The following is a 22747-nucleotide window of genomic DNA, read 5'->3' on the forward strand; positions in this document are numbered from 1 at the left end:
CCCTACAGGGTAAGGCGTTGACCCGCCGGAACCCGCACAGCGAAACCGGTGGGAGAAAGTGCCGTTACGCTACCGGAATGTCTGCGCGTCCGTTTGTGGACCCGTCCGCCGATGAATCGGTCAGCCCGCTGGTCCGCAAGGGTGCCGCGTGGGGGTGGCGCCTGCTCGTCATCTTCGGGGCGGTGTTCGCGGCGCTGTGGGTGGTCGTCCGGGTCGAGGTCATCGTCGTCCCGGTCGCGCTGGCCACGCTGGCCGCCGCGCTGCTGATGCCCGCCGTGGACTTCCTGGACCGGCGCGGCGCGCCGCGCGGCGGAGCGGTCGCGCTGATCCTTCTCGGCGGTCTCGCGCTGGTCGGGGGCATGCTCAGCTTCGTCGTCAGCCAGTTCATCGAGGGCACGCCGGCGCTGGTCGACCAGGTCACCCGAAGCATCGACGGGCTGCGGCGCTGGCTGATCGACGGACCGCTGGGCCTGAGCCGGGAACAGATCGACAACGCCGGGAACTCGGCGATCCAGGCGCTGCGCGACAACCAGGAGAGAGTCACCAGCGGCGCGTTGTCGACCGCGGGCACCATCACCGAGATCGTCACCGGCGCCCTGCTGATGCTGTTCACGCTGATCTTCCTGCTGCACGGCGGCCGCAACATCTTCGAGTTCGTCACCCGGATCTTCCCGGCCGGCACCCGCCGGCGGGTCCGCGACGCGGGCCGGGCCGGCTTCCACTCACTGATCGGTTACGTGCGGGCCACGTTCCTGGTGGCGCTGGTCGACGCACTCGGCATCGGCGTCGGCCTGGCGATCATGGGCGTCCCGCTGGCACTGCCGCTGGCCTCGCTGGTGTTCCTCGGCGCGTTCATCCCGCTGGTGGGCGCGGTGGTCACGGGGTTCCTCGCGGTGATCGTCGCACTGCTGACCAAGGGCTTGATCTATGCGCTGATCACCCTCGGGCTGATCCTCGCGGTGCAGCAGCTGGAAGGGCACGTGCTGCAGCCGCTGGTGATGGGCCGCGCGGTGTCGATCCACCCGCTGGCCGTCGTGCTCGCGATCGCCGGCGGCGGTGTGCTCGCCGGCATCGTCGGCGCGCTGCTCGCGGTGCCGGTACTGGCGTTCCTCAACAGTGCGATCCGCGTGCTCGTCGCCGACGACCCCGCCGAGGTACACGCCGCCGCCGAGGCCGACGACGGCCCCATAATCGACGCCGAACCCGACGACGTGGAACCGAAGTAGCTACAGGCGGCCTTCGCGGCGCAGCAATTCCTGCGCGCTCAGCCCGCCGCCGCCGCGCCGGGTGTTGAGCTTCTCGGTCGCCGTGTCCGCATCCGATGCCCGTGCGGTCGGGATCGCGCGGGTGGCGTCGTCGGTGTCCTCGTCCTCGGCTCGCTGCGCGGGGATCGCGGTGGTCGCATCGGCGGCGTCGGGATCGGGCCCGGAGTCATGCAGGGCCCGGGTCGGCTCGCCGGACGGGCGCGGTGGGGCCGGCGGTGTGGCGGCCGAACCGCCCGTACCCCGCAGGTCACCGAGCCAGGACTCGATCTCCCGGTCGTCGCGCTGAGGCGGGGTCGAGGGCGCCTCGGGCCGCTGCCCGCGCTGGGTGACGGCGTCGGCCGCGCTGCTGACCGCGTTGCGGACGGCGTTGCGGGCCACCGACAGACGGGTGGTCTGCGGTTCGTCGTCGCGCGCGGGCGGACGGACCGGGGCACCCGGCAGGCGCGTCGTCCCGGCGCCGGAGGGCCCTGCGGGTCCGCCGCTTCGCGGCCCGGTGGCGATGCGCGTGGTCACTCCTGCCCGGTCGGGATTGGGATGACCGGGGTCGTGCGGCGGCAGCGGCCGCGGCGCAGCGGCGACCGGTGCGCCGGCGCCGACGAGTGCCTCGGCCGGTGCGGTCTCGCGCACGGTCGGGCGTTTGCGCTCGTCGGGCAGCTCCGTCTCGCCCAGGCCCAACTTCTCCTGGACCCGCTTCATCCAGCGCGGTGCCCACCAGCAGTCGTCACCGAGCAGCTTCATGATCGCGGGCACCAGGAACATCCGGATGATCGTCGCGTCCAGCAGCAGCGCGATCAGCAGGCCGAACGCCAGGTACTTCATCATCACCAGGTCGGAGAACACGAACGCCCCGGCGACCACCGCCAGCACCAGGGCGGCACCGGTGATCAACCGGCCGGTGGTGGCCGTGCCGATCCGGATGGCCTCCGCGGTCGACATGCCCCGTTCGCGCGCCTCCACCATGCGGGAGACCAGGAACACCTCGTAGTCGGTGGACAGACCCCAGATCACGGCGATGATCAGGCCGATCATCGGTGCCATCAGCGGCTGTGGCGTGTAATTCATCAGCCCGGAGCCGTGGCCCTCGACGAACATCCACGTCAGGATGCCCATCGTCGAGCCGAGCGTCAGTGCGCTCATCAGCGCGGCCTTGATCGGCAGCACCACCGAGCCGAACGCCAGGAACATCAGGATCGTCGTGGTCAGGATCAGCACCACCACCATCAGCGGCAGCCGGTCGAACAGGCTGTGGATGCTGTCCTGTTCGAGCGCCGGGGTGCCGCCCACGGAGATGTCGAGGCCGCGCGGCGGCGTGATCGAGCGCAGCTCCTCGATCTTCTGCGGGGCGTCGTTGCGGCTCACCAGACCGTTCTGGATGGTGCGCACCGACGGATCCTTGGAGCCGCCCTCCTGGACGGACCGTTCCTGCCACATCTTGGTCGGATCGTTGTCCGGGTCGGTGAATCCGCTGATCGTCATCGCCTTGGCGCGGACGTCGGCGAGTTGCTGGTCGGTGACCGGCTGGCCGTCCTGGCGTTCGACGACGATCGTCAGCGGTTCGGTGCGGAAGCCCGGGAACGTCTTGTCGAAGTCCTCCTGCGCGATACGGACCTTGTTGTCCGGTGGCAGGTACTTCTCGCTGATGCCGCCGAGCGCCAACTGACCCAGCGGGATCACCAGCAGGATCATCACGATCAGGATCGGTGCGGCGAACGCGATCGGCCGCTTCATCACGACGTTGACCAACCTGCCCCAGAAGCCCTTCTCGACTTCGGCGCGGGTCTTGGTCTTCTGGGTCTTCGCGGCCAGCCACTCCAGGTAGACCCGCATCGGCTTCCAGTTGCGGAAGAAGGGCACCCGCAACAGCGTGCGCACGCCGAGGGCGTCGACGTTGTGGCCCAGGATGCCCAGGGCGGCCGGCAGCACGCTGACCGACAGGATCGCCGCCAGCATGACCGACGCGATGATCGCGTAGGTGATCGACTTGAGGAAGCCCTGCGGGAACAGCAGCAGCGGCACCGACGACGCCACCAGGATGACGGCGGAGAACATGATCGTGCGGCCCGACGTCATCACCGCGCGCCTGACCGCGGTCTCGGTGTCGTAGCCCTCGGCGATCTCTTCTCGGAACCGGCTCACCATGAACAGGCCGTAGTCGACCGCGATACCGAGGCCCATCAGCGTCACCACCGGCTGGGCGAAGAAGTGCACCGGCATGAACTCCGCGGTCAACCGCATGATGCCCAGGGCACCCGCGATCGTCAGGCCGCCGATGATGCCGGGCAGCGCCGCTGCGACCACACCGCCGAAGACGAAGAACAGCACCACGCAGACCAGCGGGATGGCAGCCACCTCGGCGCGCTTCTGGTCTTCACCGATGGTGCCGGTGAGTTCGCTGGCCAGCGGGTTGAGCCCGGCCAGCTGGATGTTGCCGCCGTTGACCTTCTCGAGCTCCGGTTCGACGGTCTGATAGTTCTTCAGGATCGTGTCGTCGTCGTCGCCCTTGAGCGGGATGCTGACGAAGGTCTTGGAGCCGTCCGCCGTCTTCATCTGCTGGACGGTCTCGGCGGTGGTGTCGGGCGCCCGCAGCCAACCGACCCAGCTGACCACCTGATCCTTGTGGTCGTCGACGACCTTGTTGAGCTCGCCGGTGACTTCCTTCTGCCACGCCGGATCGGTGACCTTCTTGCCGTCCGGCGGCGTCAGGATCGCCACCACGTGGCTGGTGCGGTCACGCCCGTACACCTCGTCGGAGATCACCGACGCGTGGACGGACTGACTGCCCTCGTCATAAAAACCACTCTGGGTGACGTGCTGTCCCAGGCTGATGCCGAAGACGCCGCCACCCAGGCACAGTGCGACCATGACACCGATGACGATGTATCGGTACTGGTACACCGTTCGACCCCACCAGGCGAACACGGTCAGCTCCTCATTAAGTCGTTGTTGAGTCTGTGATCATCGGCGCGCACATCGCGACCAGGCTTACCCACTGTTCTAGACACGAGACGCCAACAGCGAGGACAACGGCCGGAACGGCTGCAGCCACGCGCCCTGCTCGGGTAGCGAATCGAGCCCGATTCGCGGTAGCGGCTCCCGGAAGACACCAGGGATGTCCTCCAGATCGACGAACTCCAAGGTATCCGACGCTAACGCCCAACTGGCATGTTCGCGAAATCCGAGAACCTGGACAGCGATCCCGTCACGAGCGATGTCCTCGAGCGGAAGGCGGAACGCCTGACCGTCGGCCGATGCCACGATCAGCCCGGCCAGCCCCTCCCCACGGCGCAGCGCGATGTGGGCGAGCATGTCGGAGTCGACGTCGCTGTCCTCGTCGATCTTGGGTTTGGCGAAGACGGCGAAACCGACGTTGCGCAACGCCTCGACCCAGGGGCGCACGACGTCGGCGCTGCCGGGCGCGATATTGGTGAACACCGTGGCCTCGGGCTCCAGCGCGGTGCCGGTCGGGTTCTGGGTGGACAGATCGGCGGTACGGGCGAGCAGCCACCGCCCCAGCGCGTCGAAGCGGGGTCGGTGCGCCGCGGTCGGCCGGCCGCCGAGAATCGCGCCCAGGCCCATGTCGAGGTTCGGGGCGTCCCACACCAGCAGCACCCGCGCCGGCGCGGTGGGGGCGGTGCCGTCGTCATCGGCGATGTGATCGGCCATGTCGCTCGTCAGGCTCATGACCTTGCCCACAGCAGTTCGGTGACGACGGGTCCGGCGAGGGCCTTGCGCTCGTACTTGGTCTCGGGCCGGTCCACCGAGATGGGGAGCGAGATGGGTGAGTCGGCATCCGGACTGACGCGCCGCAACCGGGGCTCGGCGTCGCCGACCTCGGCGATCTGCTCGGCGTAGCCCTGGTGATCGGTGGCGGCATGGAAGATCCCGCCGGGGCGCAGCCGATCGGCGATGAGCGCGACGGTGTCGGGCTGCAGCAAGCGCCGCTTGTGGTGGCGGGCCTTGGGCCACGGATCGGGGAAGAAGACGCGCACGCCGGTCAGCGACCCGGATTCGAGCATGTGGCTGAGGACGTCGACGCCGTCGCCGCGGATGAGCCGGATGTTGCCGACGTCCTCGCGGTCGATGGCGGACAGCAACTGGGCCAATCCGCGCTTGTAGACCTCGACGGCGATCACGTCGAGGTCGGGCTCGGCCTGCGCCATCGCCAGCGTCGAGGTCCCGGTCCCGCAGCCGATCTCCAGCACCAGCGGGGCGTGCCTGCCGAACCAGGCGTCGGTGTCGAGGGGGGCGGGCGGTTCGTCCCCGGTGCGGGCCAGGAGCCCCAGCTCGGGCCAGCGGGCGTCCCAGACGGCCTGCTGGCGATCGGAGATCGTGGACCGGCGGGCGCGGAAGCTGGTGACCCGGCGGGGATGGTGCACCGCAGGTGCCGATCTGTCCGGTGTGTCCCTGTCCAGGTCGTCATCGACCTCACTGGAACCTGGCACCCGCATCGATCCATCGTCGCTCATCGCGGAGTCACTCCCTGCATCGTGTTACAGATTGATACCCAACAGTTGCCTTCGGCTGGTATGAGCCGGCTCGGGCACAACTGGTGCGTCGAGCTGGTCGATTCGGATGCCACGATCACTGGACAGGCGGGCGGGGGCCCACCGGACGGGGGCGGAGGTATGCCGGGTGAGCTGGCTGAGGTGGTGGCCGCGCTGGCCGCCGAGGGACCCGATCCCGATGTCGCCGACGTGGAGCGACTGTTGCGTGCTCCCGTCAGGGTAGCCGTGCGCGGGCGGGCCGGGGTGGGCGTCAGGACGGTGGCCTGCTCTGTCGGTGCTCGGGCCGCCGCCCCGGGCGAGACCGCCGACGTCGACGTGCTCGTCGTCGCGGAGGCGCTCACCGACGAGGACCGTGCGGGCGTGACGGACGCGACGGTGGCGGTGCTGAACAAGGCCGATCTGGGTGGCGCGGTCGCGGGTGGACCTCTGCGTGCCGCGCAGGCCGCGGCCGTCGAGTTCGAGGTGATGCTGGGCGTACCGGTGGTGCCGGCGGTCGCGCTGCTGGCCGGGGTGCGGATCGGCGAGGACGACATCGCGGCGCTGCGCGCGCTGGTGGAGACGCCGGCGGACGTGTCGTCGGTGGACGCGTTCACGTGCTGCGATCACCCGCTGCCGACCGAGGTGCGCCGCGATCTGATCGATCGACTGGACCGCTTCGGGCTGGCGCACGCGATCCTCGCCGTGTCGGCAGGGATGGCCGGCGACGAGGTGACCGCCCGGCTGCGCGCGCTCAGCGGCGTCGACGCCCTGCGCGCCGCAATCGGCAGGACCGTTGCGGCAGTCCACTATCGGCGCTGCGTGACGGCGGTGCACACATTGCGTCTGCTCGCCGCGGAGCGAGACGACGAGCAGCTCGCGGCGCGACTGGACGGCGACGACGTCGTGGTCGCGGTGATGGCTGCGGCTGTCGAGCTGGTCGAGGCCGCGGGCGCCACGGTGGATCGCGGCGACGCCGACGCCGGTCCCGGCGCCCACCTGCGCCGGGCGCTGCGCTTCCACCACCTGTCGCGCGGTCCGCTCGACGAGCTGCACCGCCGCTGCGCCGCCGACATCAGGCGTGGCAGCCTCCGGCTGCTCGAGTCGTGCGGTGGCTCAGCCGGTTCGCGTCGAGGCCCGGGCGCCCGTGGTGCTGGTGGCCGGAGCCGCTCGGGCAGGGGTGAGCAGCGTCGTCGCGCGTCTGCACGAGCGCATGCCGGACCACCGGTTCGTCGAGGTGCACGAGCTGCCCTCCGGCCACGCCCCCGTCGCCGTCGTGTGGGTGGTGTCGGCCACCGCGCCGATGACACCGGCGGAGAGCGGCCTGGCCGCGACCGTCGCCGCCGCCTGCGACGCCGCCATCGCGGTCGTGAACAAGATCGACGACCATCGCGCCTGGCGGCAGGTGCTGGCCGCCAATGCTGCCCGGCTACCCCGCTTCACCTGGGTGACGGCTGCGGCGGCGCCGCGGCTGGGACCGGCGCGCGTCGACGACCTGACCGCCGCGCTCGCGGCGCAGCTGGCCGATCCGACGCTGGCCCGGCGCAGCGCGGCACGCGCCCGGGAGACCGAGCGGGCCGCGCACACCCGCCGGCGCTACCAGCTCCAGCAGCTGCGCATCGAGCTGACGTCCACGGTCCGACAGCGGTGCATCGCGGCGCGCGCCGAGCTCGTCGCCGAAGTGTCCACGATGCGGCGCCGTGGACAGGTCGAGGACCGGGTTCACGCCCGCTGTGCGCAGGTGCGGGCCGACGTCGAGACGCAGTTCATGCGTGGGGTCGGAGAGACGACCCTCACGCCGGGTGTGCCGGGGTGCCCGCCGATGCTGCTTCCGGCGGCTGGGCGGCGGCTGGAGACCCAGCTGATGGCGGTGCTGGGCGTGGGCTTCGGTGTCGGGGTGGCGCTGGTGGTGGCCCGGCTGACCGCGACGTTCGCCGTCGGGCCGGGCTGGGCGTCCGCAGCGGGAGGGGTGGCCGGGATCGCGCTGAGTGCCTGGGTGGTGCGAGCCCGGCGTCTGCTGCACGACCGCGCCCACTGGGAGCGCTGGGCGGGCGATGTCGTCGCCGCGTTGCGCATCGAGCTCGAGGACGCGGTGGCGGGCCGACTACTGGCGCTCGACGCCGCCCAGAGCGCCCCCGCGTGGGCAGGAGGCGACGGATTTCGTGGTTACCGATCGGTAGCTGGACGACCCGGGCCGACGTGAGCTCATCTGAATCGTTCCTGTGAGTGATCGGACATGATCCTGGATTTCCCCGGGTATGTCACCCGCGTTAACCTCGAAGGTCAGGAGGGTCGGAACCGGTTTGTCAAGACCACGTCCAGGTCGGTGACGGCGGCGTACGTTCCTCCCAGGATCTTCGATCGGGCCGCACAGGCCGACGCGCCGGAACAGTGCAGGAGACGACACGCCAATGACCGCAGCGACCATTCCGGGACTGGATTCCGCACCCACCGAGCACGAGGGGCTGCTCGCCTGGGTGCGCGAGATCGCCGAGCTGACACAGCCCGATCGTGTCGCGTGGGCGGACGGGTCCGAGGAGGAGTACGAGCGGCTGTGCGATCAGCTCGTCGAGGCCGGCACCTTCCAGAAGCTGAACCCCGACAAGAAACCCAACTCCTACCTGGCGCTGTCCGACCCTTCCGACGTCGCCCGCGTGGAGTCGCGCACCTTCATCTGCAGCGAGCGGGAGATCGACGCGGGACCGACCAACAACTGGATGGACCCCGCCGAGATGCGGGAGCTGATGACCGGTCTGTACCGCGGCAGCATGCGCGGCCGCACGATGTGGGTGGTGCCGTTCTGCATGGGGCCGCTCGACGCCGAGGACCCGAAGCTCGGTGTGGAGATCACCGACAGTGAGTACGTGGTCGTGTCGATGCGCACGATGACCCGGATGGGTGCGGCGGCGCTGGAGAAGATGGGCGACGACGGCTTCTTCGTCAAGGCCCTGCACTCGATCGGTGCGCCGCTGGAACCGGGCGAGAAGGACGTGCCCTGGCCCTGCAACGACACGAAGTACATCACCCACTTCCCCGAGACCCGTGAGATCTGGAGCTATGGCTCGGGTTACGGCGGCAACGCGCTGCTGGGCAAGAAGTGCTACTCGCTGCGCATCGCCTCGGCGATGGCGCACGACGAGGGCTGGCTCGCCGAGCACATGCTGATCCTCAAGCTGATCTCGCCGGAGAACAAGGCCTATTACATCGCCGCGGCGTTCCCGTCGGCGTGCGGCAAGACCAACCTCGCGATGCTGCAGCCCACGATCCCGGGCTGGCGCGCGGAGACCGTCGGCGATGACATCGCGTGGATGCGGTTCGGCAAGGACGGCCGGCTGTACGCGACCAACCCCGAGTTCGGTTTCTTCGGCGTCGCGCCCGGCACCAACTGGGACTCCAACCCCAACGCGATGAAGACGATCGCGGCGGGCAACACCGTGTTCACCAACGTCGCCAAGACCGACGACGGTGATGTGTGGTGGGAGGGTCTGGAAGGCGAGCCCGATCACCTGATCGACTGGAAGGGCAACGACTACATCCTGCGGGAAACCGAAACCAAAGCGGCGCACCCGAATTCGCGGTACTGCACGCCGATCTCGCAGTGCCCGACGTTGGCGCCGGAGTGGGACGACCCGCAGGGCGTGCCGATCTCGGCGATCCTGTTCGGGGGCCGCCGCAAGACCACGGTGCCGCTGATCACCGAGGCCCGCGATTGGCAGCACGGCGTGTTCATCGGCGCCACGCTCGGCTCCGAGCAGACCGCCGCCGCCGAGGGCAAGGTCGGCACCGTCCGCCGCGACCCGATGGCGATGCTGCCGTTCCTCGGCTACAACGTCGGCGACTACTTCCAGCACTGGATCAACATCGGCAAGGAGGCCGACGAGTCCAAGCTACCGAAGGTGTTCTTCGTCAACTGGTTCCGGCGCGGCGACGACGGCCGCTTCCTGTGGCCGGGCTTCGGTGAGAACAGCCGGGTGCTCAAGTGGGCGATCGAGCGCATCGAGCACCAGGCCGACGGCAAGAGCACCCCGATCGGCATCGTGCCCACCGCCGCGGATCTGGACCTCGAGGGTCTGGACGTGTCGGCCGCCGACGTCGACGAGGCGTTGGTGGTCAAGCCCGAGGAGTGGCGCAAGGAGTTGCCGCTGATCGAGGAGTGGTTCGAGTTCGTCGGCGAGAAGCTGCCCACCGGCATCAAGGACGAGTTCGACGCGCTGAAGACCCGCCTCGCCGAAGCGGAGTAAGTAGAGCCCGTTGTCCCGCGAGCGCGCGTGTCTGCACGCCGACGCGCCGCTCAGCGTGGCATTTTGCGCGCGCTCGCGGGGCTTGAGAGCACGCTCGGAGCCTGCTTGACACCTGTCAAGTATCTCGACGTATCCTCTCTGCATGCAGATCCGCGACACCGCTGTTGCCACCCCCGACAAGCCCGCGATCATCATGTATCCATCCGGCACGGTGGTGACGTTCGGCGAGCTCGAGGCCCGGGCCAATCGGTTGGCGCACCTGTTCCGCGATGCCGGTCTGGTCGAGGGCGATGCCGTCGCGATCCTGATGGAGAACAACCAGCACATGCACGCGGTCATGTGGGCCGCGCGTCGCGCCGGGCTGTACTACGTCCCCATCAACACCCACCTGACCGCCGCGGAGGCGGCCTACATCATCGACAACAGCTCGGCCAAGGCGATCGTCGGGTCCGGCAAGCTCGCCGACACCCTCGCGGGCCTGGAAGCCGAACTGCCGAACGGTCTGCCGCCGGTGCGCATCGTCACCGACGGTTCGCTGGAGGGCTGGCAGAGCTACCCGGAATGTGTTGCGGGACAGCCGGATACTGCGATCGATGACGAGATCGAGGGCGATCTGCTGCAGTACTCGTCGGGTACGACAGGCCGGCCGAAGGGCATCAAACGCGCACTGCCGCACGTTCCGCCGTCCGAGGCGCCGGGTCTGATGGCTGCGCTCGTGCAGTTCTGGATGCACCCCGACGCCGTGTATCTGAGCCCCGCGCCGCTCTATCACACCGCGCCATCGGTGTGGTCGATGCAGACCCAGGCCGCCGGCATCACGACCGTGGTGATGGAGAAGTTCGACGCCGAGGGCGCTCTCGACGCGATCGCGAAGCACGAGGTCACGCACGGGCAGTTCGTGCCGGTCATGTTCACCCGGATGCTGAAGCTGCCCGAGGACGTCCGCACCTCCTACGACGTGTCCAGCCTGCAGCGCGTGATGCACGCCGCTGCACCGTGTCCCGTCGACATCAAGAAGCAGATGATCGACTGGTGGGGGCCGATCGTCGACGAGTACTACGCGTCCTCGGAGGCGCACGGCTCGACGCTGATCTTCGCCGAGGACTGGTTGACCCACCCGGGGTCGGTCGGCAAGCCGCTGGGCGGTGTCGTCCACATTCTCGACGAGGACGGCAACGAGCTCCCGCCTGGGCACCCTGGAGAGATCTACTTCGAGGGCGGCAACGACTTCGAGTACCTCAACGATCCCGACAAGACCGAGAAGTCACGTGATCCGCGCGGCTGGAAGACGGTCGGCGACATCGGATATCTCGACGAGGAGGGCTTCCTCTACCTGACCGATCGCCGGCACCACATGATCATCTCCGGCGGCGTCAACATCTATCCCCAGGAAGCCGAGAACCTGCTCGTCACACACCCGTTGGTGATGGATGCCGCCGTCTTCGGGATTCCCGACGACGAGATGGGCCAGCAGGTCAAGGCCGTGGTGCAGACCGTCGATCCGGCCGACGCCACGGACGCCTTCGCCGCCGAGCTGGTCGCGTGGTTACGAGATCGGTTGGCGCACTACAAGTGTCCGCGATCCATCTCGTTCGAAGCGCAGCTGCCGCGCACCGACACCGGCAAGCTGTACAAGCAGGAGTTGATCGCGAAGTACTCCTGAGCCCTCAGCGCTGGCGTGCCGGCCGGATGATCATCTCGTTGACGTCCACCTCGGCCGGTTCGCCGACTGCGTACGCTATCGCGCGGGCGATGGAGTCCGGCGGGATCGCGGCCGCGCGATAGTCCCGCATGGCGGCGGCTGCGGTGGAATCGGTGATGGTGTCGGCCAATTCGGACTGGATGACGCCGGGAGACACTGTCGTGACCCGGATCGACGGGTCCACCTCGAGCCTCAGCCCCTCGGTGATCGCCCACGCGGCGTACTTGGTGGCGCAGTAGACGGCGGCGGTGGGCACCACCTCGTGGGCCCCGATCGACGCGACGGTGACGAAGTGGCCGGCGCCCTGACGCTGGAAGTGCGGTAGGGCGGCGGCGATGCCGTGCAGCAGGCCACGCACGTTGACGTCGATCATGGTGTTCCACTCGTCGACCGACAACGCGTCGAGCCGCGACAGCGGCATCACCCCGGCATTGTTGACGATGACGTCCAAGCGGCCGTGCGCGGTGACCGTCGCGTCCACGAAGGCACCGACCGCGGACCGGTCGGTGACGTCGAGAGTGCGGGCCTCGATGCTGCCGCCGTTCGCCCTGACGCGCTCGACGAGCGCCTCCAGGCGGTCGGCCCGCCGCGCGCCGGCCACCACGTGATGGCCCTCGGCGGCAAGCCGTTCGGCCACGGCCTCGCCGATCCCGCTGCTGGCACCGGTGACGATGATGATCTTGGAATCGCTCATGAGACGAGCTTCACGGGCCGCGTGACCGGGATCCAGGGTGCGGTGCACCCAGGCACCTAGCTCGAACGGTGCAGGGTGACGCGATAGGTGTACTGCTCGGGGAGGAAATGGCTGACGGCCAGTTCGACTGCGCGGCCCTCGGTGTCGCGATAGAGCCGGTCGACACGCAGCATCGGATGCCCCGTTTCGCATCCGACAGCCGTCGCCGACCCCGCGTCGGCGGCACCCACCGTGATGGACTGCGCAGCCTCGGCGATCGGGCTGCTCAGGTGTGGCTCGAGCAGCCCGATCACCGTGTGCCTACTTCGTGCCCCGGTGCGTAGGTCGGCCGATGCCGTGACCATCGACGCCACCTCCGGCGGCAGATGAACGACGGTGTGACCGAACGGTATCCCGTCGTGCAGTCGGCGGAAGACGACCGTGTGGACCACGTCGCCGTCGAGACGTAGCCTGCTGGCCGCGTCGATGTCGACGCGGCGGCGCAGTCCGTCGAGCACTTCCATCGTCGTGTCGTCGGACAGGCTCATCAGATCGTCGATCGAGCCGAGGCTACGTAGGTAGCGGCGGCGGTCCCCACCCGCGTAGGTGCCCCGGCCGGGCACTCGGTACACCATGCCGTCGGCGACCAGATCCTGGAATGCGCGCCGCACGGTCTGACGCGAAAGACCGTGCAGCGCAGATAGTTCCGACTCCGTCGGCAGCCGCGCGCCCCCGGCGTACCGGCCGCTGCGGATCTCGTCGCGCAGCCGGTCGCGCAGTACCCGATATGCCGGTGCGGGCTTCATCTAGATGCCGCCGCGGGCGACGAGTTGGGCGGCGATGACGTTGCGTTGTATCTCGTTGGTGCCTTCGCCGACGATCATCAGGGGGGCGTCGCGGAAGTAGCGTTCGACGTCGTATTCGGTCGAGTAGCCATAACCACCGTGGATGCGAACGGCGTTGAGAGCGATGGTCATCGCGGTCTCGGAGGCGAAGAGTTTGGCCATGCCGGCCTCCATGTCGGCACGCGCCCCGCTGTCATAGCAGTCGGCCGCGTGCAGAGTGAGTTGGCGGGCGGCGGTGAGGTGCGTGGCCATGTCGGCCAGGTAGTGGCCGATGGCTTGGTGTTTCCAGATCGGCTGGCCGAAGCTCTCGCGGTACTGGGCGTAGGCCAGCGCGTCGTCGAGGGCGGCGGTGGCCACCCCCAGGGCGCGGGCGGCGACTTGGATGCGGCCGGTCTCCAGCCCTTTCATCATCTGGGCGAACCCGTGGCCGGGCTGGCCGCCGAGGATGGCGGTGGCGGGGACGCGGCAGGTGTCGAACGACAGCTCGCAGGATTCGACGCCTTTGTAGCCGAGTTTGGGGAGGTCGCGGGAGACGGTCAGGCCGGGCGTGGGGTTGTCGATCAGCACGATGGAGATGCCGGAATGCCGTGGTGTCGCGTGGGGATCGGTTTTGCACAGCAGCGCGATCAGCCCGGAGCGGCGGGCGTTGGATATCCATGTCTTGGCGCCGTTGATGAGGAGGTCGTCACCGTCGGGGCGGGCAGTGGTGGTCATGTTCTGCAGGTCCGAGCCACCGCCGGGCTCGGTCAGCGCCATCGTCGCGCGGAGTTGCCCGGTGGCCATGGCAGGCAGATACCGCTGTTTCTGTTCCTCGGTACCGAAGAGGGCGAGCAGTTTGGCGACCACGGTGTGGCCGCCCATCGCACCGGCCAGACTCATCCACCCGCGGGCGAGTTCCTGGGTGATCAGCACGTAGCAGCGGGTGGAGACCGGGGTGCCGCCGTAGGCCTCGGGCACGGCCAGGCCGTAGATCCCGAGCTGTTTCATCTGCTCGATCCATTCCTCGGGATAGGTGTTGGCGTGCTCGATCTCCCGAACGCCGGGCTTGACCTCTCGATCGATGAACGACCGCACCGTGTCGACCAGCATCGCCTCGTCGGCGTCGAGCATATGTACGGCCATGGCATCGATGTTGACATGCTGAGCGGAGAAGTGCCAGCATGCGGCTTGTGGATTTGTACGGCCAAATCGCAAGCGGGCCCTTCTTCGACGATCTGCACGTCGGTCAGGTCTTCGACTCCGCACCGTCGATGACGCTGACTTCCGGTGTGGCGGCGACGCACCACGCGATCCTCGGCGACCGGATGCGGCTCCCCCTCGATGCGGGGCTCTCGGCCGCCGTGACGGGTGAGGTCGCGCCCCTGGCTCATCCCGCGCTGGTCTGCGACGTGGCGATCGGACAGTCGACACACGTCACCCAGCGGGTCATGGCCAATCTGTTCTACCGCGGGTTGACGTTCCACCGCTTCCCGGTCATCGGCGATACGTTGTCCACCCGAACGGAAGTCGTTGGTCTGAAGCAGAATTCCGCCAAGCCCGGGCGTCGGGCCACCGGTCTGGCCGCGCTGCGCGTGACGACCACCGACGGTGACGGACGGCTCGTGCTCGACTTCCACCGCTGCGCGATGCTGCCGCTCAGTGCCGACACCGTCAGTACCGGGAACCGCGATGACATGGACGCCATCGGTGCCGCGGCCGGTTCACCCGCCGATCTCGTCGCCCACTGGGACATCGACGCCTTTCGGTCCCGGGTTTCCGGCTCCGGGTCCACCCCGGCGGTCGGCACGGTGCTGCGCAGCTCGGCCGACGTGGTGAGCAGCGCCCCCGAACTGGCCCGGTTGACGCTCAATATCGCTGCAACGCATCATGATTCGAGGGTGTCGGGAAAGCGGCTCGTGTACGGCGGCCACACCATCGGCCTCGCGCTGGCGCAGGCCACCCGGCTGCTCCCCAACTTGGTCGTCGTCGAGGGGTGGGAGTCCTGCCGGCACACCGCGCCGGTGCACGAAGGCGACACTCTCTACAGCGATCTCACGATCGAGGCGTCCCAACCGCGTGCCGACGGCAACGGCGTGACGGTGCGGCTACGCTCGGTCGTCTACGCCGTCACCGACGACGTGGACGGCGACGGGGCCGACCGCGCGGTCCTCGACTGGGTGTTCACCGCTCTGGTGGGCTGAGCCTCACGCCGCCGAAGTCGCGTAGGCGCTCCGCAGCAGCGCGCACTGACTGGCGAAGAACGACTGCGAGACATCGGCTTTCGGAGCGATGCCGTCGAAGCCGTGGAACGCGCCCGGCACCACCGTCACCTCGCACGACACGCCGGCATCACGCAGCCGCTGCGCGTAGGCGAGGTCCTCGTCGTGGAACAGATCCAGCGTGCCGACCCCGATCCACGCCGGCGGCAACCCGGCCAGATCGGTGCGCCGGGCGGGGACGGCCACGTCGGGGTCCGCGTCGCGCAGATAGGCCTGCCAGCCGAATCGGTTGCTCGTCTGGTTCCACAGCCGATGGCCGGGATTCTCCAGATCGGCGCGCCCGACGGTGCGGTCGTCGAGCATCGGATACACCAGAAGCTGTGCCACCAGCGGGATCTCGTCGCGATCACGGGCCAGAAGGGCCAGCGCGGCGGCCAAGCCGCCGCCGGCGCTGGCGCCGCCGATCGCCACCCGGGCCGGATCGACCGACGGCAGTTCGCTCAACCACGACAGCGCGGCATAGCAGTCGTCGAGCGGGACCGGGTACGGATGTTCCGGTGCCAGGCGGTAATTCACCGCGGCGACGGTCGCACCGAGTTCCCGCGCGAAGCGCCGGCACAGCTCGTCGTCCTGAGCGGCGTCGCCGATGACGTACCCGCCGCCGTGGATCCACAACAGCGCCGGGCCGGGGGAGGACACGCCGGCCGGCCGGTGCAGCCGGACCGACACGCCGGAGCCCAGCGTGAGCACGTCGACGTCCGCCGGGGCGGAGCGCCACATCAGTCGTGACGCCGCCCGCACGAACGGCAGCGTGACCGGGGTGATCATCTGTTTGGGCAGCAGACGTGCGCTACGGCGCAGTTCAGGGTGGAAATCGATGACGGGTTTGGAGCGGGCCATCGGTTCAGTATGCGCAGTATCGCCGCGGATCCCCTGGGGAGCCCCTGACCTGCAGATTCAGTCGAGATGTCGTCACAGATGGACCACAGCTGGAAAACAGTAGACAACCCTGTGCCGAATGTCAGTTTGAGCAGCAGGGGTGGGGGTACGGTAGCCGCCATGACCGAAAGGCCGGACATCCGGTATCCCGGGCCCACCCTGACCACGCGTTTGCAGTGGTTGATGAAGGCGGGCCCCGGCGATTACCTGCTGGCGGCCAGTGTCGCGAGTGCCTCCCTGCCGGTGATCGGGAAGCACCTCGAACCACTCGGTGCTCTCACCGCCGCCGGCATCTGGGGTGCCCGCCACGCACCCGAGTTCCTGAACGCCACGGTCAAGGGCCTGCTGACGCCGAATGACGCCGAGTCGAAGCAGCGCGATCGCGACTGCACCAACGAGGTCACCCAGGCGGCGCTGCGCAGTGTGGTGTCGGCCAAGGACCTCGACATCGACTGGCCGGCGGCCGAGCGCACCCCGCCGGTCTGGAAGATGCGGGAGCACCGGCGCAACGTCCACCGGACCTCCGTGCGGTACGGTCCGCGCCCCACGCAGCTGCTCGACGTCTGGCGCCGTGACGATCTGCCGGCGCAGCCGGCCCCGGTGCTGTTGTTCGTGCCCGGTGGGGCATGGGTGCACGGCAGCAGGATGCTGCAGGGCTATGCGTTGATGTCCCATCTCGCCGAGAAGGGCTGGGTCTGTCTGTCCATCGACTACCGCGTCGCGCCGCACCACCCCTGGCCGGCGCACCTGACCGATGTGAAGACGGCGATCGCCTGGGCGCGGGCCAATGTCGACAAGTTCGGTGGGGATCGCGATTTCGTGACCATCGCGGGCACGTCGGCAGGCGGGCACCTGGCTGCGCTGGCGGGATTGACGGCCAACGACCCCGAGATGCAGTGTGAGCTGCCCGAGGGGTCGGACACGTCGGTCGACGCGGTGATCGGCATCTACGGCCGCTACGACTGGGAGGACAAGTCCACGGTCGAGCGGGTCCGGTTCGTCGACTTCCTCGAGCGGGTGGTGGTACGTCGCTCGATGGCCAAGCATCCCGACATCTTCCGCAAGGCATCACCGATCGCCCGTGTGCATGCCGAGGCGCCGCCGTTCCTGGTCATGCACGGCACCGGCGACAGCGTGATCCCGGTCGCGCAGGCCCGCAGTTTCGTCGACCGGTTGAAGGAGGTGTCTCGGTCGGTGGTCAGCTACGTCGAGTTGCCCGGTGCCGGACACGGCTTCGACATGACCGACGGCGCCCGCACCGGTGCGGCTGCGACGGCAATCGGCTTGTTCCTCAACCACATCCATCGAAATCGCAGTCTCCTCGGGGCCAAAGAGGTTATATAGACACCTCGGAGGAGAGGTGTCGGGACTGTGAAGAGGCTCCGCGGGTGGGACGCTGTCCTTCTGTACAGCGAGACGCCGAACGTCCACATGCACACGCTGAAGCTGGCGATCATCGATCTCGCCGGGCTCGACGGGGCACGCTTCGGTGTCGAGGAATTGCGCACGGTCATCCACAGCCGGCTCTACAAGCTCGACCCCTTCCGCTACGAGCTCATCGACATCCCGTTCAAGTTCCACCATCCGATGTGGCGGGAGAACGCCGAGGTCGATCTCGACTACCACGTGCGGTCCTGCCGGGTGGACGAGCCCGGGGGCCGCCGCCAGCTCGACGAGATGGTGGGCAGGCTCGCGAGCACCCCGTTGGACCGCAGCCGGCCGCTGTGGGAGATGTATCTGATCGAGGGTCTGGCCGAAGGCCGGATTGCGGTGTTGGGCAAGATCCATCACGCGCTGGCCGATGGTGTGGCGTCGGCGAATCTGCTGGCGCGAGGAATGGACCTGCAGGGTACGCAGGTCGATCGCGATTCGTATGCGACCGATCCGGCCCCCACCCGCGGCGAGTTGGTCCGGTCGGCGTTCACCGACCACCTCCGCCAGATCAGACGGTTTCCGTCGGTGGTGAGTTACACCGCGCAGGGGGTGCGCCGGGTCCGCGAGAGCCAGCACAAGTTGTCGCCCGAACTGACGAGACCCTTCACCCCGCCACCGACCTTCATGAATCACATGCTCGACGCGACCCGCCGGTTCGCGACGGCCACCGTGGCGCTGGCCGACGTGAAGGAGACCGCCAAGCACCTCGGGGTGACGATCAACGACATGGTGCTGTCGATGTCGGCAGGCGCCCTTCGAGAGTTGTTGTTGCGCTACGACGGTCATGCCGATCACCCGCTGCTGGCGTCGGTGCCGGTGAGCTTCGACTTCTCCCCGGACCGGATCTCGGGCAACTACTTCACGGGTGTGTTGGTCAGCCTGCCCGTCGAGGTGGAGGATCCGCTGGAACGGGTGCGCGCCGCGCACGAGTCCGCGGCGGCCGGCAAGGAGAGCAACACCCTGCTGGGGCCGGAGCTGGTCAGCCGCTGGTCTGCTTACTTCCCACCGGCCCCCGCCGAGGCGATGTTCCGGTGGCTCTCGGCCAAGGACGGCCAGAACAAGGTGATGAACCTGCCGATCTCCAACGTGCCGGGGCCGCGTGAGCGCGCGAAGGTCGGTGGTGCGCTGGTGACGGGCCTGTACTCGGTCGGACCGCTCACCGCGGGCAGCGGTCTGAACATCACGGTGTGGAGCTATGTCGACCAGCTCAACATCTCGGTACTGGCCGACGGCAAGACACTCGAGGACCCTCACGAACTGACCGACGCCATGGTTCAGGCGTTCATCGAGATCCGCCGCGCCGCGGGGCTTTCCGAGCAGCTGACAGAGATCGACACCGCGCTCGCGCCCTGACGGTCAGCCTTTCACGCGGGTGGCCTGCACCCAGGACAGGAACTCCTCGACCGCCTGGGCGGTGTAGTGGGCGCGCGGCGATCCGTAGTAGAAGTCGAACGCGTGCTGCGCGTGCGGGATCTCGGCGTAGACCACCGGTGAGCTGGACACCTCGCGCAGGGCTTCGGCGAACTTCCGCCCCTCCCCGACGGGGATGATCGAATCGTCCTGGCCGTGCAGCACGAAGAACGGCGGTGCGTCGGCGCGCAACCGCAGGATCGGCGACGCGTCACGGTAGACGGCCCGGTCAGTCCGGAACGGCCGCTTGACGACGAACTTCTGCAGGAACGCGATGAACTCCTTGCGGCCGCTGCCTTCCGCGGACACCCAGTCGTAGCGGCCGTAGATCGGGACGGCGGCCACCACCGAGGTGTCGGCGTCCTCGAATCCGGGTTGCAGCGTCGGATCATCGGCGGTCAGCGCGGCGAGCGCCGACAGATGCCCGCCGGCCGAGCCGCCGGAGATCGCGACGAAGTCCGGATCGCCGCCGTAGTCCGCGATGTTGTCCTTGATCCACGCCAGGGCCCGTTTGACGTCGACGATGTGGTCGGGCCAGGTGTTGCGCGGACTGACCCGGTAGTCGATCGACACGCACACCCAGCCGTGGTCGGCCAGATGGCTGAGCATCGGATAGGCCTGCGGGCGGCGCATCCCGATCGACCAGGCGCCCCCCGGGACCTGCAGCAGCACAGGTGCTTTGCCGTCCCGTGGGAGATCCGCGCGACGCCAGATGTCGGCGCGGTTGGCGCCGCCGTGCGGTCCGTACGACACGGTGGCGGCCTTCTCCACGTAGCGCCGGCGCACGAAGTCGTTGGGCGGAATGCCGATCAATCGGCGCCGACGAGCCTTGGCCTTGTCGGCGATGTCCTGGTAGTCGTCGCCGAGCGCGTCCCGCAGGGGGTCTTCGAAGTGCGGTTGGGACGCCACGTTTCGACGCTGGATGAGCCACAGCAGTGCCCACGCGACGGCGGTCAGCGCCAGCGCGATACGGCCGCGGGTGCCGCGGAAATCGCCGCGCAGGCCGCGGCGTACCGCATCGGCCATGGAACCGGCCATGTAGAGCACCGACATCTCCGAGGTGGGCCAGCCGAACGCGAACACCCCGATGGTGAGGTAGCCCTCGCGGGCCAGCGGCCGGACACCGTTGGCCGCGTTGAGTAGTTCGGCGACAGCCCGCAGCAGCGGGCGGGGTTTAGGCATGGTCGATGAGGTTCTGCAGGTCCTTGCGGGAGATCTTGCCGGTGATGCTGCGGGGCAGCTCGTCGAGAATCGTGATCTGGCGCGGCACTTTGTAATTCGCCAAGTTGTCACGCACGTGCTGCTTGAGCGAGTCCGGATCGGCGGACGAACCCGGCTTCAGCACGACGAAGGCCACCAGACGTTGACCGAACTTCTCGTCGTCGGCGCCGAGCACGGCCGCCTCCGCCACATCGGGGTGGCCGGTCAGCGTCTTCTCCACCTCGATCGGGTAGACGTTCTCCCCACCGGAGACGATCATCTCGTCGTCACGGCCCACCACGAACAGTCGGCCCTCGTCATCGAGGTAGCCGACGTCACCGGAGCACATGAACCCGTCGTGGAAATCCTTGGTTGCCCCGGAGGTGTAGCCGTCGAACTGCGTGGAGTTGCGTACGTAGATGGCGCCGGTCTCACCGGCCGGCAGTTCCCGGAAATCGCTGTCCAGGATGCGGATCTCGGTGCCCTCGGCCGGCCGGCCCGCCGTGTCCGGCGCGGCACGCAGGTCGCGCGGGGTGGCGGTCGCGATCATGCCCGCCTCGGTCGCGTTGTAGTTGTTGTAGATCACGTCACCGAACCGGTCCATGAACGCGATGACGACATCGGGGCGCATCCGGGAGCCCGACGCCGCGGCGAACCGCAGGGACCGCCCGCTGTAACGGTCGAGCACCTCGTCGGGCAGCTCCATGATGCGGTCGAACATCACCGGCACCACGCACAATCCGGTCGCGCGGTGCCGATCGATCAGATCGAGCGTCGCCTCCGGATCGAACTTGCGGCGGGTGATGATCGTGCACGCCATCGACGCCGCGAACACCAATTGCGAGAAGCCCCATGCATGGAACATCGGCGCGACCACGACGACGGGCTGTTCGGCTCGCCAGGGGGTGCGGTCCAGGATGGACTTGAGCACGCTCGGATCGCCCCCGGAATGGCTGGCGCCCTTCGGTGTTCCCGTGGTGCCCGAGGTGAGCAGGATGGTTCGGCTCTTGGTCGACGCCCTCTGCGGTTCCTGCCCGGCATGGACCTCGATCATCGATTCCACGGTCTGTTCGTGATCGTCGGTGTCGGTCCACGCGACGATCCGCGGCGTGTCGGGGTGTTCGGCCAGCGCGCGGTCGACGGTGTCGGTGAATTCCTCGTCGTACACGAGCACCAGCGAGCGGCCCTCGCTCTCGCGCGCCACCACCTCGGCCAGCGCCGGGCCGGCGAACGACGTGTTGAGCAGCAGCACATCGGCGCCGATGCGGTTGGCCGCGATCATCGTCTCGACGAAGCCGCGGTGGTTGCGGGCCATCAGGCCGACGACGTCGGGCGCGCCGCCGGGCTGGGCTTGCAGTGCGGCGGCGAATGCGTCAGCGCGTCGGTCGATCTGGCGCCATGTCAGCACACCGAGCTCGTCGACCAATCCGGCCCGGTCGCCGCAACGCTGGGCGGCGGCGGCGAATCCGGAGGTGACCGCCATGTTCTCGCGCTGCATGGCGGCGCCGATGCGCAGGTACTTGTCCGGCCGCATCGGCGCGATCACGCCGGCGCGCACAAGGGTCGACACGAACCCGGCGGTGCTGGTGATCGGATCGAGAAGGCCCATCAGCCGATCACCGGCAGCCGGCGCTGGGCGGCCAGGTCGTCGAGGGCCCGCTGCATCACGTGCCGGACATGTGCGTCGACTTCGTCGATGTCGGGGTCTTCCCCGAACTCGGCGACGATGTCGATCGGCGGCAGCGTCTGCATCGTGATCTTCGCCGGCAGAGGCACATTGAGTGGCACCACCATGGACAGGCCGAACGGAAAGCCGAACGAGATCGGCAGGATCTTGGTGCGGAACGCACGCGCGATGGGGCCGAGGGCCTTGGCGATGTCGGTGCCGCGGGACAGGAACAGCTGAGCTTCCTGTCCGCCGATCCCGACGGTCGGCACGATCGGCACGCCGGCGTTCAGGGCCGCTTTCACGTACCCGGTGCGCCCGCCGAAGTCGATCTTGTTGGCCGACAGGGTGGGTCGGTACACGTCGTAGTCCCCACCAGGGAACACCACGACGACGCCGCCGGAGCGCAGCGCTTCGTCGGCGTTGCGGTGATTGGCCGGGATGAAGCCGGCCTTCTTGAAGAACGCGCCCGTGGGGCCGACCATCAGCATGTCGTGGCTGAGCGTGTAGACGGGGCGATCGAAGCCGAACTTCTCGTAGAAGCCGCTGGCGAACACTGGGACGTCCATCGCGAACAGCCCGCCCGAGTGGTTGGACACCACCAGCGCCCCGCCTGCGGGAAAGGTGTCCAGACCCCGGACCTCGGCTCGGTGGTAGCCCTTCAGGAAGGGGCGCAGCAGCCCCATCACCCGC

Annotated in this window: 18 protein-coding genes; 7 read left to right on the top strand and 11 right to left on the bottom strand. The window is 68.6% G+C overall.

Annotated features, from left to right (window positions below; translation table 11 throughout):
- Positions 1-77: 77 nt before the first annotated feature.
- Positions 78-1226, top strand: a complete 1149-nt coding sequence (locus tag MHN84_RS23005; RefSeq protein ID WP_241206834.1) for an AI-2E family transporter — start codon at positions 78-80, stop codon at positions 1224-1226.
- Here the strand turns inward: MHN84_RS23005 and MHN84_RS23010 are convergent, their stop codons facing one another.
- The 4 genes from MHN84_RS23010 to MHN84_RS23025 all read right to left on the bottom strand — a co-directional run bounded on the left by MHN84_RS23010 (position 1227) and on the right by MHN84_RS23025 (position 6802).
- Positions 1227-4184: an MMPL family transporter gene (locus MHN84_RS23010; protein ID WP_241206835.1), complete on the bottom strand. Its 2958-nt coding sequence runs from the start codon at positions 4182-4184 to the stop codon at positions 1227-1229. It lies immediately after the preceding gene.
- A 75-nt stretch (positions 4185-4259) separates the two neighbouring features.
- Positions 4260-4946 carry an NYN domain-containing protein gene (locus tag MHN84_RS23015; RefSeq protein WP_241206836.1) on the bottom strand — a complete coding sequence of 229 codons (687 nt, stop codon included), beginning with the start codon at positions 4944-4946 and terminating at the stop codon, positions 4260-4262.
- Positions 4943-5731 carry a tRNA (guanosine(46)-N7)-methyltransferase TrmB gene (gene trmB / locus MHN84_RS23020; protein ID WP_241206837.1) on the bottom strand — a complete coding sequence of 263 codons (789 nt, stop codon included), beginning with the start codon at positions 5729-5731 and terminating at the stop codon, positions 4943-4945. The genes MHN84_RS23015 and trmB overlap by 4 nt, the downstream gene beginning before the upstream one ends.
- Before the next feature lie 24 nt (positions 5732-5755).
- Positions 5756-6802: a hypothetical protein gene (locus MHN84_RS23025; RefSeq protein ID WP_241206838.1), complete on the bottom strand. Its 1047-nt coding sequence runs from the start codon at positions 6800-6802 to the stop codon at positions 5756-5758.
- A 55-nt stretch (positions 6803-6857) separates the two neighbouring features.
- Between MHN84_RS23025 and MHN84_RS23030 the strand changes: the two genes are divergently transcribed.
- The 3 genes from MHN84_RS23030 to fadD4 all read left to right on the top strand — a co-directional run bounded on the left by MHN84_RS23030 (position 6858) and on the right by fadD4 (position 11650).
- Positions 6858-7949: a hypothetical protein gene (locus tag MHN84_RS23030; RefSeq protein WP_241206839.1), complete on the top strand. Its 1092-nt coding sequence runs from the start codon at positions 6858-6860 to the stop codon at positions 7947-7949.
- Positions 7950-8157: 208 nt separating this feature from the next.
- Entirely contained in the window at positions 8158-9987 is a 1830-nt protein-coding gene (locus tag MHN84_RS23035; protein ID WP_241206840.1) for a phosphoenolpyruvate carboxykinase (GTP), read from the top strand.
- A 142-nt stretch (positions 9988-10129) separates the two neighbouring features.
- Positions 10130-11650: a fatty-acid--CoA ligase FadD4 gene (gene fadD4, locus MHN84_RS23040; protein WP_241206841.1), complete on the top strand. Its 1521-nt coding sequence runs from the start codon at positions 10130-10132 to the stop codon at positions 11648-11650.
- A gap of 4 nt (positions 11651-11654) precedes the next feature.
- Here the strand turns inward: fadD4 and MHN84_RS23045 are convergent, their stop codons facing one another.
- The 3 genes from MHN84_RS23045 to MHN84_RS23055 are packed head-to-tail and all read right to left on the bottom strand — an operon-like array spanning position 11655 to position 14329.
- Positions 11655-12383 carry an SDR family oxidoreductase gene (locus tag MHN84_RS23045; protein ID WP_241206842.1) on the bottom strand — a complete coding sequence of 243 codons (729 nt, stop codon included), beginning with the start codon at positions 12381-12383 and terminating at the stop codon, positions 11655-11657.
- Positions 12384-12439: 56 nt separating this feature from the next.
- On the bottom strand, positions 12440-13168 hold the full coding sequence (locus MHN84_RS23050) for a GntR family transcriptional regulator (protein WP_241206843.1): 729 nt from the start codon (positions 13166-13168) through the stop codon (positions 12440-12442).
- Entirely contained in the window at positions 13169-14329 is a 1161-nt protein-coding gene (locus MHN84_RS23055) for an acyl-CoA dehydrogenase family protein (RefSeq protein ID WP_241206844.1), read from the bottom strand.
- A 38-nt stretch (positions 14330-14367) separates the two neighbouring features.
- On the opposite strand from MHN84_RS23055, the gene MHN84_RS23060 reads away from it, so the two are divergent.
- Complete coding sequence (locus MHN84_RS23060; RefSeq protein ID WP_241206845.1) at positions 14368-15387, top strand: MaoC family dehydratase; 1020 nt, start codon at positions 14368-14370, stop codon at positions 15385-15387.
- 3 nt (positions 15388-15390) lie between these two features.
- On the opposite strand, the gene MHN84_RS23065 is transcribed toward MHN84_RS23060, so the two are convergent.
- A complete protein-coding gene (locus MHN84_RS23065) occupies positions 15391-16305 on the bottom strand; it encodes an alpha/beta hydrolase (protein ID WP_241206846.1) in 915 nt (304 codons plus the stop codon).
- 159 nt (positions 16306-16464) lie between these two features.
- Here MHN84_RS23065 and MHN84_RS23070 point away from each other — a divergent pair, with 159 nt between their 5' ends.
- Complete coding sequence (locus tag MHN84_RS23070; protein ID WP_241206847.1) at positions 16465-17688, top strand: alpha/beta hydrolase; 1224 nt, start codon at positions 16465-16467, stop codon at positions 17686-17688.
- Positions 17689-17715: 27 nt separating this feature from the next.
- Positions 17716-19131, top strand: coding sequence for a wax ester/triacylglycerol synthase family O-acyltransferase (locus MHN84_RS23075; protein ID WP_241206848.1), 1416 nt, complete (start codon positions 17716-17718; stop codon positions 19129-19131).
- A gap of 3 nt (positions 19132-19134) precedes the next feature.
- Here MHN84_RS23075 and MHN84_RS23080 read toward each other — a convergent pair whose 3' ends face one another.
- From MHN84_RS23080 to MHN84_RS23090, 3 genes are read right to left on the bottom strand one after another with little or no spacing between them, the layout of a single operon-like run.
- Positions 19135-20370, bottom strand: a complete 1236-nt coding sequence (locus MHN84_RS23080) for an alpha/beta hydrolase (protein ID WP_241206849.1) — start codon at positions 20368-20370, stop codon at positions 19135-19137.
- Positions 20363-21997: an acyl-CoA ligase FadD12 gene (gene fadD12 / locus MHN84_RS23085; protein WP_241206850.1), complete on the bottom strand. Its 1635-nt coding sequence runs from the start codon at positions 21995-21997 to the stop codon at positions 20363-20365. Before fadD12 ends, MHN84_RS23080 begins: the two co-directional genes overlap by 8 nt.
- A complete protein-coding gene (locus MHN84_RS23090; RefSeq protein WP_241206904.1) occupies positions 21997-22740 on the bottom strand; it encodes a 1-acyl-sn-glycerol-3-phosphate acyltransferase in 744 nt (247 codons plus the stop codon). The genes fadD12 and MHN84_RS23090 overlap by 1 nt, the downstream gene beginning before the upstream one ends.
- Between the last annotated feature and the right edge of the window lie 7 nt (positions 22741-22747).

The sequence above is a fragment of the Mycobacterium sp. PSTR-4-N genome (assembly GCF_022348085.1).
In the GTDB taxonomy this organism is placed as follows: domain Bacteria; phylum Actinomycetota; class Actinomycetes; order Mycobacteriales; family Mycobacteriaceae; genus Mycobacterium.